Genomic DNA, 13,013 nt, shown 5'->3' with positions numbered 1-13,013 from the left:
TCGCAATAATCCTTATTTCTGTACAACGATATTTTCTTGTGATGGATCGACGTGCTGCATCTGCAGCTTCTCGGTCGCGATCCGCTCAACCCGACTGTGATCGCCGAGAGCATTTTCTTCGAGGATCAGGTTGCGCCATTCAATATCCAGCGCGTCGCGTTCCAGAACCAGTTGTTCGCGCTGCGCCGTTAAGAGGCGAGTATGGTGCGCCGTTGTCACCACCGTAATCGCCGTAATAATGATGCAAATGAACAGGCAGAGTGGCAGCTTCCCGAACCGCAGAAGGTCGTCTCCGATCACGCCAGGCAAAGCATGGCGCTCGTTGCTTCCTATCGACCCTTTAACCTTGCTTAGGGCTTCTGTCACTCTGCCGATCATGCGTTCGTCCTCTCTGCAATACGCAGAACTGAACTACGGGCACGAGGATTTTCAGCTACCTCTTTTTCACCCGGCATCAACTTGCCTAATGCTCTTAGCTCACGGCCGCCCAGTTTTTTAAGCTGCTCTTCGGTCATCGGTAACCCAGCCGGAACCTGCGGACCGCGGCTTTGCTCGCGCATAAAACGCTTCACAATACGGTCTTCCAGCGAGTGGAAACTAATAATTGAGAGCCGCCCGCCCGGGGCAAGCACGCTGAGCGAGCTTTTTAGCGCCTGCTCTATCTCCTCCAGTTCACTGTTTACCCAAATGCGCACCGCCTGGAAGGTACGGGTCGCGGGATGTTTGAATTTGTCTTTCACCGGCGTTGCCGCCGCAACGACCTCCGCCAGCTCTTTGGTGCGCGTCATCGGTTCGATGCGGTTACGTTCGACGATGGCGCGGGCAATACGTTTACCAAAACGCTCTTCACCAAAAGTTTTGATGACCCAGGCGATATCGGCTTCGTCGGCGGTTTGTAGCCATTCAGCGGCAGATTGGCCGCGCGTCGGATCCATACGCATATCCAGCGGGCCATCACGCATAAAAGAAAAGCCGCGTTCAGCGTCATCCAGCTGCGGCGAGGAGACGCCAAGATCGAGCAAAATACCGTCGATCTTGCCGGTCAGGTTGCGCTCGCCTACATAGTCGGCCAGCTGAGAAAATGGACCATGAACGATGGAAAAGCGGGGATCATCGATAGTTTTCGCGACGGCGATAGCCTGTGGGTCACGATCGATCGCCAGCAGGCGTCCCTCCGCTCCCAGTTGGGAGAGGATCAGACGCGAGTGACCGCCGCGGCCGAAGGTACCATCAATGTAGATACCGTCAGGACGAATATTCAGGCCGTTAACGGCTTCATCCAGAAGTACCGTAGTGTGTTTATAATTTTCCATCATTTTACAAAGACAAATCCTGCAGGCGCTCCGACAGTTCCCCGGAAGCGGACTGCTCAGCGTCGATATCTTCCTTGACCCGTTGATACCAGGTCGTTTCATCCCACAGCTCAAACTTATTGAACTGCCCGACCAGCATCACTTCTTTTGTCAGCCCGGCATGTTGCCGCAGCACCGGGGCTATTAATAGCCTCCCGGCGCTATCCATCTGACATTCGCTGGCATGTCCCAAAAGCAAACGCTGTACGCGCCGCTCGGTGGGGTTCATGCTCGATAAACGCGATAATTTTTGCTCGATGATTTCCCACTCAGGCAAAGGGTAAAGCAGCAGGCATGGGTGATGGATGTCAATGGTGCACACCAATTGACCGGAAGCGTCCTCGATCAGCCCGTCGCGGTAGCGCGTCGGCACGGCCAAACGGCCTTTACTGTCGAGATTGACTAACGTTGCCCCACGGAACATGCCAGCCTCACCCCTTTTCGCCACTTTACCCCACAAATTCCCACAAGAAGGAGTTTACGGAGCGGAGGAAAAGCTTGTCAAGCCAGCACGAATGCCAACAGAGCTCAAAAACCCATTATTTACAGCCGATATTCGCCCTGAGGAAAAATCAACCAACAAACGAGGCAAATTAACGTTATGAATATCGGTAAGAAAACAACCAACAAACTTGTAACAGTTAAAAGCAGCAAAATATCTTCTGAGGGAAAATATAAAGTGTCAGTTTGCGACGCGAGCGGCATTTTAGGCCATTCTGATGACCGTTAACAGCACCAGTTTTCATTGGGGAGGCTCTCTTACTGCGGGGTACAGCGCTTTTGGCGAGCATAAGCGTGAGGAAATGAGTGTTAATTCAGCAACTCATCCGCCGAATGTAACAAAATAATACAAATAAATACGCTAATCCTTTTATCGGTTAATTAAACCGCTAAATAAATGGCGCTAAGAATAGAATTAAAAGAGATGTCAGGAAGATTAAGGATTTGTCTGAAAGATCCTTAACCCTGCAATTTTTACGTCATTTATCCAGATTATCGCCAGACGCGTCTCCGTCTGGCGAATTTGCTACGAATAATCCTGGTATTGCGCTCAGCGACGGTTCAGGCTGCCGCGACGATAAAGGTTGCGCCGTATGCGGCTTAAACCCGGTTTGGGCTTCCGCGGTTCATCAAGGCTGGCGAGCACGATCTCCAGCACGCGTTCCGCGACATCGCGGTGGCGCTGAGCCACGGCCAAAACGGGGCACTGGAGGAAATCCAGCAGCTCGTTATCGCCAAAAGTGGCAATGGCCAGTTCAGAAGGCAGCTTCCCTTCCCGGCGCAGCGTGACGTCCATCACCCCCTGCAGTAACGGAAATGAAGTTGTAAATAGCGCCTGAGGCATCGGATGAGTTTCCAGCCACTTTTCGAAAAGCTGGGCCGCGGCTTCTCGCTCATAGCTATTTGCATAGAGGAAATGTACCTCTCGGGGATCGTCCTTCCACGCCGTACGGAATCCCTGCTCGCGCAGGAAGCTCACGGAAAGCTCCGGCAAAGCGCCGAGATACAGCACCGTTTCAGCGGGAAACTTACGCAGCTCCGCACCAAGCATTTCGGCATCATCCTGATCGGCGCCAACTACGCTGGTGAAGTGTTCTCGATCGAGAGCGCGGTCGAGGGCGACAATCGGGAAAGGATCGTTAGCCCAGCGCTGATAGAACGGATGTTCAGGCGGTAATGAGGTGGAAACGATAATCGCGTCGACCTGTCGCTGCAGCAGATGCTCAATACAGCGCATTTCGTTATCCGGCTGATCCTCGGAGCAAGCGATCAATAGCTGATAGCCGCGCTGGCGCGCCTGACGCTCCAGGTAATTAGCGATGCGCGTATAGCTGGTGTTTTCCAGGTCCGGGATAACCAAACCGATAGAACGCGTACGTCCTGCACGCAAGCCTGCAGCAACCGCGTTGGGGTGATAGTTGTGCTCACGAACGACCGCCATCACCTTCTCAACAGTTTTATCGCTAACGCGATACTGCTTCGCTTTACCATTAATCACATAGCTAGCGGTCGTTCGCGAGACGCCGGCCAGCCGGGCGATTTCATCCAGTTTCACAATTGCCCCTTGGGTAATAAGTACAGAACATAACCATTCTTCAGGTACGAGCTCGTTTTTATAACATCTAAGCGCAGAAAAGTAAGCGCAGCAACCGCTTTAGTCCACAGTTCCCACCGAATTCGCAAAAAAATAGCCCGGCACGCTGTGTCGGGCTATTTTTACGTCAGTTTCAGGGCTCAACGCATGATTTTGTCACCGCGAGATAAACCAACCACGCCCGAGCGGGCGACTTCAACAATTCGCGCCACGTCGCGCAGAGAAGCCAAAAACGCATCCAGCTTGTCGCTGGTTCCCGCCAGTTGAACAGTATAGATAGACGGCGTGACATCGATAATTTGCCCGCGGAAGATTTCCGTATTGCGTTTCACCTCATCGCGTCCATAGCCGCTCGCCTGCACTTTCACCAGCATAATTTCACGCTCTACGTGCGCGCATTGCCCAAGCTCGTTAACGCGCAGAACGTCGACCAGCTTATGCAGCTGCTTTTCGATCTGCTCAATGGCTTTCTCATCACCAACGGTTTGAATCGTCATGCGGGAGAGCGTCGGATCGTCCGTCGGCGCTACCGTCAGACTTTCAATATTATAACCACGCTGGGAAAAGAGGCCGATCACGCGGGATAAAGCACCCGATTCGTTCTCCAGTAATACTGATAATATCCGGCGCATAATCAGGTCCTCTCCGTTTTGCTCAGCCACATCTCGTCCATACCGCCGCCGCGGATCTGCATAGGGTATACATGCTCACTGCCATCAACCGTCACATCGACAAAAACCAGTCGATTGTTACGCACCTGCGCCAGCGCCTCAGCGAGTTTCGCTTCCAGTTCCTGCGGGTCGCTAATACGAATGCCCACATGGCCATAGGCTTCCGCTACGCGGGCAAAATCAGGCAGTGACTCCATATAGGATTGCGAATGGCGGCCCGAATAGAGCATATCCTGCCACTGCTTCACCATCCCGAGGTAGCGGTTATTCAGGTTCAGCACCAGCACCGGCAGCTCGTACTGCAGCGCGGTGGAGAGCTCCTGGATATTCATCTGGATACTGCCATCGCCGGTGACGCAAATGACCGTCTCTTCCGGCAGCGCCATCTTCACGCCAAGCGCAGCAGGAAGGCCGAACCCCATGGTTCCCAGACCACCCGAGTTGATCCAGCGCCGCGGTTTATCGAAAGGATAATAGAGAGCGGCGAACATCTGATGCTGACCGACGTCGGACGTTACGTACGCATCGCCGTTAGTCAGCCGCCAGATCGTTTCAATAACCGCCTGCGGTTTAATCTTGCCGCTTTGCGTGTCGTATTGCAGGCAGTGACGCGCGCGCCACTGTTCAATTTGCTGCCACCAGTCGCGAATTTCATCGAGTGGCTGCTGTGTCTCCTCGTGTTCGAGCAGCTCCAGCATCTGTTCCAGCACCAGGCGAGCGTCACCCACAATAGGCACGTCGGCAGGAACGGTTTTGGATATCGAAGTCGGATCGATATCAATATGCAGCACCGTAGCGTTCGGACAGTAGCGGGCCAGGTTATTCGTCGTACGATCGTCAAAGCGCACGCCAACGGCGAAAATCACGTCGGAATTGTGCATGGTCATATTGGCTTCATAGGTCCCATGCATGCCCAGCATCCCTAATGCCTGCTGGTGCGACGCAGGGAAAGCGCCCAGCCCCATCAGCGATGAAGCTACCGGTAACTTCAGTTTCTCAACCAGCGCGTACAGCTGCGGTTCACATTGCGCATTGATCGCCCCGCCCCCTACATAAACGACCGGTTTTTTTGCCGCTATCAGCGTCTGCAGCGCTCGCTTAATCTGCCCTTTATGACCGGACGTCGTCGGATTATAAGAACGCATGCTAACCGTATCCGGCCAGCTGTAGGGCAGTTTTTTAGCCGGGTTGAGAATATCTTTCGGTAAATCCACGACGACCGGACCAGGGCGCCCGCTGGCGGCCAGCCAAAACGCTTTTTTCAGTACGCCGGGAATATCTTCGGTTTGCTTAACCAGAAAGCTGTGCTTTACCACCGGTCGGGAGATGCCAACCATGTCGCACTCCTGGAAAGCATCGTAACCGATTAAGGAGGTCGCGACCTGGCCGGAAAGAATCACCAGCGGGATGGAATCCATATAAGCCGTCGCAATGCCGGTGATGGCGTTGGTCGCCCCCGGGCCCGAGGTCACCAGTACCACTCCGACTTCGCCCGTTGCGCGAGCAAGACCATCCGCCATATGAACGGCCGCTTGCTCATGACGGACCAGAACGTGATCGATTCCGCCAAGGGTGTGTAACGCATCATAGATATCGAGGACCGCGCCCCCGGGATAACCGAACACCTGCTTGACGCCCTGATCGACCAGCGACTGGACGACCATTTCGGCTCCTGACAACATCTCCATGGTTTGCCTCCCGGCTTATTGTTTTTAACGACAGCGGAATCCGATTTCCGCGCGCTCGCACAAGACGAAGCGCAATAGCTTCGCATTGAGATGAATAGACTGCATGCCGTTACCATAACTGCTCGCTTACGGGCAGGCAATTGGCGAGCGTCGGCGCTTGACCGGCATTAAAAGAATAAAAGAAAGATTCGCAGGTAAAACACGGTGAAAAACTTCGGCGATAAGAAAATATGATAGTCAATGCTCGGGGAAAATAACCAACAGCAGCAAATCATCCATTTTTTATCTGACCGCGTTGGTTACCGAACAATGCAAACAGAATAAAATTCTGCATTTAGTGATTTTTGTCACACAAAGCAGGAGCCGAAGCCCCCGTTTGTATTGCGACAGTTTAGCGCTGGCAGATACTCACCAGCAATTCTTCCATCCACTGATGGCCTTTATCGCGGCCTGCCGCTTCATGCCAGGAGAGATAGCAGGTACGGCTATTGACCTTCAACGGTAGAGGTAATATTTGCAAATCCAGCTTATCGGCGAACTCGCTGGCCAGCCAGCGCGGCGCGATAGCGACCATATTGGTTTGGGAAACAACGTTTAATACGCTAACCATTGCGTTGCCTTGATAGGCAATACGAGACTGTTTATCCGCAGTGTCATACCATGGCTGACTAAATGATGCGTAACGATCAAGAGCGACAACGGCGTGCTCCTCCTGATAAATATCATTTTCCATCAGCGGACCGGAAATACGCGGATGCTTGCGACTTGCCACCAGTACCATTTCATCTTTAAATAAAGGTACGCAGGCAAACTCAGGACGACGAAACTCTTCATAACCAATAACGAATTCAATTTCCTGATAGCGTAATTGATGTTCCGTGTTTTGATTCAATGCCGATTTAAAGACCAAATGAATGTTGGGCGCAATCTCGCCAACTTTGTTGAAAATAACCGAAGTTAAAGCGTTATCCAGCGGGCTGCACACGCATAAATTAAAGACCCGCTCGCTGCTGAGCGGCTCAAAGCCCGAGCCCGGTAATTCGTTTTGCACCAGCTGCAGAGCCTGCCGTACGGAACCAAATAGCTGGAAAGCCCGCGCCGTAGGCTGGATGCCGCGCCCATAACGAACAAACAGCTCATCATTAAACATCACTTTCAGGCGCGAGACCGCATTGCTGACCGCCGGCTGGGACATTCCCAGAGAGTGCGCCGCACGGGTGATATTTTGCTCCTGCATTACCGCATCAAATACGGTTAACAGATTGAGGTCGACCATCCGCAGCTGGGGTTTTGTGTTTTCTACCTCAGAGGTCGACTTATATTCAGTACCTTCATTTAACATATTTAACTCCACTGTCACGCTAAATTCCCTTTGCCAAAGTGCAGTAATTAATTCTCAGAATATCATTTATCATGCATATGACATTTACAAAAGGGCAAAGATGAATTTTAGGAATATATCAAGGTTATGAGTGGCGACGAAAAGTCTGCATTTGAAAGTACCCGCGACCACTTAAACCATATTGTTTACTTGATAAAATCAAGTGTACCCATAAATATCAAAAATAAACAATAACAGCAGTGGTTAACTTTAACTTAAGCATTATTAAAATATCAGCTTAAGCCATCCTTAAAATTCACATTTTATTATCATTGATAATGAACCATCATATTCACAAACACATTCACAAAACAAATAAGTTTATAATTTTCATCAGGATATCATCCTGCGCGACAGCGATATCCATGAAGATTCAATTGAAAATAAAAATTATCAAATGGTGAAAATAACTCAACATGAAGTGATGTCCAAAAAAGGATCATCGGCCAAAAAGCGCGATCGTCAGCACAATTAGCTAATGCGCCTGTTAGGTAAAAAGACGTTTTCTACACCCGGGGGTTGACATCAAAACCCATATCCAGTAACTCTAAAAGCATAACGATTTCATCTGGAGCATGACGCAATGATTCGCAGCATTCGCTTTCTCAGCCTACTACTACTAAACGCATCCATTTTGCGCGGTAGGCTGTTGGGCGACGTTCATCGTTAAGTCATCTTCCAGCAAGACTATAAAACCCGCGCCAATGCGCGGGTTTTTTTATGCTCGCTAGCAAGGCGCCAGGACACAGACCAAGGATCTAAACCATGAGCCAGCAAGTCATTATTTTCGATACGACCTTACGCGACGGTGAACAAGCGTTACAAGCCAGCCTGAGTGTGAAAGAGAAACTGCAGATTGCTATGGCCCTGGAGCGGATGGGCGTTGACGTGATGGAAGTCGGTTTTCCGGTTTCATCCCCGGGCGATTTTGAATCCGTGCAAACCATCGCACGCACCATCAAAAACAGCCGCGTTTGCGCGCTGGCCCGCTGCGTTGAAAAAGATATCGACGTTGCGGCGGAATCGCTGAAGGTCGCGGAAGCCTTCCGTATTCATACCTTTATCGCCACCTCGCCGATGCACATCGCGACCAAGCTGCGCAGTAATCTGGATGAAGTGATTGAACGCGCTATCTATATGGTTAAGCGCGCCCGCAACTACACTGACGACGTTGAGTTTTCCTGTGAAGATGCTGGCCGTACGCCGATTGCCGATCTGGCCCGCGTCGTCGAAGCCGCGATAAATGCCGGCGCAACGACCATCAATATCCCTGATACCGTCGGCTACACCATGCCGTTCGAATTCGCCAATATCATAACCGGCCTGTACGAACACGTTCCCAATATCGATAAAGCCATTATCTCCGTCCATACCCATGACGATTTGGGTATCGCGGTGGGTAACGCCCTCGCCGCAGTCCATGCCGGCGCTCGCCAGGTTGAAGGCGCAATGAACGGCATCGGCGAGCGCGCGGGTAACTGCTCGCTGGAAGAAGTGATTATGGCGATTAAAGTGCGCAAAGACATTATGAATGTGCACACCCGCATTAATCACCAGGAAATCTGGCGTACCAGCCAGACCGTCAGCCAGATCTGTAATATGCCGATTCCCGCCAACAAAGCGATCGTCGGTACCGGCGCCTTCGCCCACTCTTCCGGTATTCACCAGGATGGCGTGCTGAAGAATCGCGAAAACTACGAAATCATGACGCCAGAATCTATCGGTCTGAACCAGGTACAGCTGAACCTGACTTCCCGCTCCGGCCGCGCGGCGGTGAAACACCGTATGGAAGAGATGGGCTATAAGGACAGCGACTACAACATGGATCACCTGTATGAAGCGTTCCTGAAGCTGGCGGATAAAAAGGGCCAGGTATTTGACTATGACCTGGAAGCGTTAGCCTTTATTAACAAACAGCAGGAAGAACCGGAGCATTTCCGTCTGGATTACTTCAGCGTGCAGTCCGGTTCCAGCGACATCGCAACCGCCTCCGTGAAGCTGGTCTGCGGCGAAGAAACCAAAGCTGAGGCCGCCAACGGCAACGGGCCGGTTGACGCCATCTACCAGGCGATTAACCGCATCACCGGCTATGAGGTTGAGCTGGTCAAATATGACCTGAACGCCAAGGGTCAGGGCAAGGATGCGCTGGGCCAGGTGGACATCGTGGCAAACTACAACGGCCGCCGCTTCCACGGCGTTGGCCTGGCGACGGACATCGTGGAATCCTCCGCGAAAGCGATGGTTCACGTCCTGAACAATATCTGGCGCGCCGCTGAAGTCGAAAAAGAATTGCAACGCAAAGCTCAGAATAAAGAGAACAATAAGGAAACCGTGTAATGTCGAAGAATTACCATATTGCTGTTTTACCAGGTGATGGTATTGGCCCGGAAGTCATGAACCAGGCAATGAAAGTACTGGAAGCCGTTCGCAACCGTTTTGATATGCGCATTACCACCAGCCAGCATGACGTTGGCGGTATCGCCATCGATCGTCAGGGCACTCCGCTGCCTCAGTCTACCGTTGAAGGCTGCGAGCAGGCTGACGCAATTCTGTTCGGCTCCGTTGGCGGACCGAAATGGGAGCATCTGCCGCCCGCTGAGCAGCCGGAGCGCGGTGCGCTGCTGCCCCTGCGGAAACACTTTAAATTATTCAGCAACCTGCGTCCGGCTAAGCTGTATCAGGGGCTGGAAGAGTTTTGCCCGCTGCGCGCCGATATCGCCGCCAACGGCTTCGACATTTTATGCGTGCGTGAACTGACCGGCGGCATTTACTTTGGCCAGCCGAAGGGTCGCGAAGGTAGCGGTCAGCATGAAAAAGCATTTGATACCGAGGTATACCACCGCTTCGAGATTGAGCGTATCGCGCACATTGCCTTCGAATCCGCCCGTAAACGTCGTCACAAAGTGGCTTCTATTGATAAGGCTAACGTCCTGCAGTCCTCTATTTTATGGCGTGAAATCGTTAGTGAAATCAGTAAGCAGTATCCTGACGTTGAGCTGTCGCATATGTACATCGACAACGCCACCATGCAGCTGATTAAAGATCCGTCTCAGTTCGACGTTCTGCTGTGTTCCAACCTTTTCGGCGACATCCTGTCTGACGAATGCGCCATGATTACCGGTTCGATGGGCATGCTGCCGTCAGCCAGCCTCAACGAGCAAGGCTTTGGTTTATATGAACCAGCAGGTGGCTCCGCGCCGGATATCGCCGGCAAAAACATCGCTAACCCTATCGCGCAGATCCTCTCGCTGGCGCTGCTGCTGCGCTACAGCCTGGATGCCGACAACGCGGCCACTGCGATTGAGAACGCGATCAACCGCGCATTAGAAGAAGGCGTACGTACCGGCGATTTAGCGCGCGGTGCGGCGGCGGTCAGTACCGATGAAATGGGCGATATCATTGCCCGCTATGTCGCTGAAGGGGTGTAATCATGGCGAAGACGTTATACGAAAAATTGTTTGATGCTCACGTCGTTTATGAAGCGCAAAACGAAACCCCGCTGCTGTACATTGACCGTCATCTGGTTCACGAGGTGACCTCGCCGCAGGCGTTTGACGGCCTGCGCGCCCATAAACGTCCGGTACGCCAGCCGGGTAAAACCTTCGCCACGATGGATCACAACGTATCGACGCAAACTAAAGACATTAATGCCTCCGGCGAAATGGCGCGTATCCAGATGCAGGAGTTGATTAAAAACTGCAAAGAGTTCGGCGTTGAACTGTATGACCTGAATCACCCTTACCAGGGCATCGTGCACGTGATGGGGCCGGAACAGGGTGTGACCCTGCCGGGCATGACCATCGTCTGCGGCGACTCCCATACGGCAACCCATGGCGCATTCGGCGCGCTGGCATTCGGTATCGGCACCTCCGAAGTCGAGCACGTTCTGGCAACGCAGACGCTGAAGCAGGGCCGCGCCAAAACCATGAAGATTGAGGTCAAGGGTAAAGCAGCCCCAGGCATCACCGCCAAAGATATCGTTCTGGCGATTATCGGTAAAACCGGCAGCGCCGGCGGCACCGGTCATGTTGTCGAATTTTGCGGCGAAGCCATCCGTGATTTAAGCATGGAAGGCCGTATGACTCTGTGCAATATGGCGATCGAAATGGGCGCGAAAGCGGGCCTGGTGGCGCCAGACCAAACCACCTTCGATTACGTGAAAGGCCGTCTGCACGCGCCGAAGGGCCAGGATTTTGACGAAGCCGTCGCCTGGTGGAAGACCCTGACTACCGATGATGGCGCGACGTTTGACAGCGTTGTCACGCTGCAGGCGGAAGATATTGCTCCGCAGGTCACCTGGGGCACCAACCCAGGGCAAGTGATATCCGTCACCGACATCATCCCGGATCCGGCATCGTTCAACGACCCGGTAGAGCGCGCAAGCGCGGAAAAAGCGCTGGCCTATATGGGGCTGAAATCTGGCGTACCGTTAACCGAAGTAGCGATTGATAAAGTCTTTATCGGTTCCTGCACCAACTCGCGCATCGAAGACTTACGCGCGGCCGCCGAGATCGCTAAAGGCCGTAAAGTGGCGCCGGGCGTTCAGGCGCTGGTCGTTCCTGGTTCCGGCCCGGTGAAAGCGCAGGCCGAAGCGGAAGGTCTGGATAAAATCTTTATTGAAGCCGGTTTTGAGTGGCGTTTACCCGGCTGCTCTATGTGCCTGGCGATGAACAACGACCGCCTGAATCCGGGCGAGCGCTGCGCTTCCACCAGCAACCGTAACTTTGAAGGCCGTCAGGGCCGCGGCGGGCGCACCCATCTGGTTAGCCCGGCCATGGCAGCCGCGGCGGCCGTTACCGGTCATTTCGCCGATATCCGTAGCTTGAAATAAGGAAACCCTCATGGCAGAGAAATTTATCCAACATACCGGCCTGGTGGTTCCGCTGGATGCCGCGAACGTCGATACTGATGCAATCATTCCAAAACAGTTTCTGCAGAAAGTCACGCGTACCGGTTTTGGCGCCCATCTGTTTAACGACTGGCGCTTCCTGGACGATAAAGGCGAACAGCCTAACCCGGAATTCGTGCTGAACTTTCCGGAGTATAAAGGCGCCTCTATCCTGCTGGCGCGAGAAAACTTCGGCTGCGGCTCCTCCCGCGAGCATGCGCCGTGGGCGCTGACCGATTACGGTTTTAAAGTCGTCATCGCGCCCAGCTTCGCCGATATCTTCTATGGCAACAGCTTTAACAATCAGCTGCTGCCGGTCACGCTGAGCGAAGAACAGGTTGATGAGCTCTTTAAGCTGGTCCAGTCTCAGCCCGGCATTAAGTTTGAAGTCGATCTGCAAGCCGAGGTCGTGAAAGCTGGCGATAAATCCTGGAGCTTTAAAATTGACGCTTTCCGCCGCCACTGCATGCTTAACGGCCTGGACAGCATCGGTCTGACCCTGCAGCACGAAGAGGCCATCTCGGCCTATGAGAAAAAACTGCCGGCTTTTATGAATTAAGGCGAACCGCCATTGCTATCTCAGCCCGGACGAACATCCGGGCTTTTTTCTGCCGATGAAAATGAGATCTAGCGCACATATATAATATCCAGACTGATTTGATAGATAGAAAAATTTGCCGATAAAAAAATAAATCATTATCAATTGGGCATCTATTCAATCATTCACCTACTTTTTTTGTGTCATTCCACAAGTACAAGTAAAAATTCGATTGAAATATTTAAGATAAAAACATGAATATGTGAATCGAATGTTAATCCCATAGAGTCCCCCTATAGCTCCACGCAAAAAAAAGCATTATTTTTCTATTGGACGCCTCGTTATCTTTCCCCACAGAGAAATATTAACTTTGGACCGGCCAGGATCGCCCAATAGCGGC

The 13,013-nt window shown here is 52.5% G+C and carries 12 protein-coding genes; 5 read left to right on the top strand and 7 right to left on the bottom strand.

Features of this window, described 5'->3' with window-relative positions; translation table 11 throughout:
• Positions 1-12 precede the first annotated feature (12 nt).
• The 7 genes from ftsL to leuO all read right to left on the bottom strand — a co-directional run bounded on the left by ftsL (position 13) and on the right by leuO (position 7,166).
• Entirely contained in the window at positions 13-378 is a 366-nt protein-coding gene (gene ftsL / locus KO1_RS18785) for a cell division protein FtsL (protein ID WP_002888550.1), read from the bottom strand.
• A complete protein-coding gene (gene rsmH / locus KO1_RS18780; protein WP_004108121.1) occupies positions 375-1,316 on the bottom strand; it encodes a 16S rRNA (cytosine(1402)-N(4))-methyltransferase RsmH in 942 nt (313 codons plus the stop codon). Before rsmH ends, ftsL begins: the two co-directional genes overlap by 4 nt.
• 1 nt (position 1,317) lies before the next feature.
• Positions 1,318-1,776, bottom strand: a complete 459-nt coding sequence (gene mraZ, locus KO1_RS18775; RefSeq protein ID WP_004108122.1) for a division/cell wall cluster transcriptional repressor MraZ — start codon at positions 1,774-1,776, stop codon at positions 1,318-1,320.
• Between the two features lie 627 nt (positions 1,777-2,403).
• The gene (gene cra, locus KO1_RS18770) at positions 2,404-3,408 is read right to left on the bottom strand and encodes a catabolite repressor/activator (RefSeq protein ID WP_004098577.1); all 1,005 of its coding nucleotides are present in this window, start codon (positions 3,406-3,408) and stop codon (positions 2,404-2,406) included.
• 179 nt (positions 3,409-3,587) lie between these two features.
• The gene (gene ilvN / locus KO1_RS18765) at positions 3,588-4,079 is read right to left on the bottom strand and encodes an acetolactate synthase small subunit (RefSeq protein WP_024273724.1); all 492 of its coding nucleotides are present in this window, start codon (positions 4,077-4,079) and stop codon (positions 3,588-3,590) included.
• Positions 4,080-4,081: 2 nt separating this feature from the next.
• Positions 4,082-5,806 (bottom strand): acetolactate synthase 3 large subunit, encoded by a 1,725-nt coding sequence (gene ilvI, locus KO1_RS18760; RefSeq protein ID WP_004108124.1) that lies wholly within the window; start codon positions 5,804-5,806, stop codon positions 4,082-4,084.
• A gap of 391 nt (positions 5,807-6,197) precedes the next feature.
• Positions 6,198-7,166, bottom strand: coding sequence for a transcriptional regulator LeuO (gene leuO, locus KO1_RS18755; RefSeq protein WP_097365569.1), 969 nt, complete (start codon positions 7,164-7,166; stop codon positions 6,198-6,200).
• A gap of 604 nt (positions 7,167-7,770) precedes the next feature.
• On the opposite strand from leuO, the gene leuL reads away from it, so the two are divergent.
• From leuL to leuD, 5 genes are all read left to right on the top strand, one after another.
• Positions 7,771-7,857 carry a leu operon leader peptide gene (gene leuL, locus KO1_RS28940; RefSeq protein ID WP_009654551.1) on the top strand — a complete coding sequence of 29 codons (87 nt, stop codon included), beginning with the start codon at positions 7,771-7,773 and terminating at the stop codon, positions 7,855-7,857.
• 95 nt (positions 7,858-7,952) lie between these two features.
• Positions 7,953-9,524, top strand: coding sequence for a 2-isopropylmalate synthase (leuA, locus tag KO1_RS18750; protein WP_004108142.1), 1,572 nt, complete (start codon positions 7,953-7,955; stop codon positions 9,522-9,524).
• Positions 9,524-10,615 carry a 3-isopropylmalate dehydrogenase gene (leuB, locus tag KO1_RS18745; RefSeq protein ID WP_024273723.1) on the top strand — a complete coding sequence of 364 codons (1,092 nt, stop codon included), beginning with the start codon at positions 9,524-9,526 and terminating at the stop codon, positions 10,613-10,615. Before leuA ends, leuB begins: the two co-directional genes overlap by 1 nt.
• Positions 10,616-10,617: 2 nt before the next feature.
• Positions 10,618-12,018, top strand: coding sequence for a 3-isopropylmalate dehydratase large subunit (gene leuC / locus KO1_RS18740; protein WP_004108147.1), 1,401 nt, complete (start codon positions 10,618-10,620; stop codon positions 12,016-12,018).
• 10 nt (positions 12,019-12,028) lie between these two features.
• Positions 12,029-12,634 carry a 3-isopropylmalate dehydratase small subunit gene (leuD, locus tag KO1_RS18735; RefSeq protein WP_004108149.1) on the top strand — a complete coding sequence of 202 codons (606 nt, stop codon included), beginning with the start codon at positions 12,029-12,031 and terminating at the stop codon, positions 12,632-12,634.
• The last annotated feature ends 379 nt before the right edge of the window (positions 12,635-13,013 follow it).

It is taken from the genome of Klebsiella oxytoca NBRC 105695, from assembly GCF_001598695.1.
Classification (GTDB): domain Bacteria; phylum Pseudomonadota; class Gammaproteobacteria; order Enterobacterales; family Enterobacteriaceae; genus Klebsiella; species Klebsiella oxytoca.
This window is presented reverse-complemented; position numbering and strand designations above follow the sequence as displayed.

Coding starts and splice junctions, on each gene's coding strand:
- leuA (WP_004108142.1), top strand. CDS start 7,953: ATGAGCCAGCAAGTCATTATTTTCGATACGACCTTACGCGACGGTGAA.
- leuL (WP_009654551.1), top strand. CDS start 7,771: ATGATTCGCAGCATTCGCTTTCTCAGCCTACTACTACTAAACGCATCC.
- leuC (WP_004108147.1), top strand. CDS start 10,618: ATGGCGAAGACGTTATACGAAAAATTGTTTGATGCTCACGTCGTTTAT.
- mraZ (WP_004108122.1), bottom strand. CDS start 1,776: ATGTTCCGTGGGGCAACGTTAGTCAATCTCGACAGTAAAGGCCGTTTG.
- rsmH (WP_004108121.1), bottom strand. CDS start 1,316: ATGATGGAAAATTATAAACACACTACGGTACTTCTGGATGAAGCCGTT.
- ilvI (WP_004108124.1), bottom strand. CDS start 5,806: ATGGAGATGTTGTCAGGAGCCGAAATGGTCGTCCAGTCGCTGGTCGAT.
- ftsL (WP_002888550.1), bottom strand. CDS start 378: ATGATCGGCAGAGTGACAGAAGCCCTAAGCAAGGTTAAAGGGTCGATA.
- leuB (WP_024273723.1), top strand. CDS start 9,524: ATGTCGAAGAATTACCATATTGCTGTTTTACCAGGTGATGGTATTGGC.
- ilvN (WP_024273724.1), bottom strand. CDS start 4,079: ATGCGCCGGATATTATCAGTATTACTGGAGAACGAATCGGGTGCTTTA.
- leuD (WP_004108149.1), top strand. CDS start 12,029: ATGGCAGAGAAATTTATCCAACATACCGGCCTGGTGGTTCCGCTGGAT.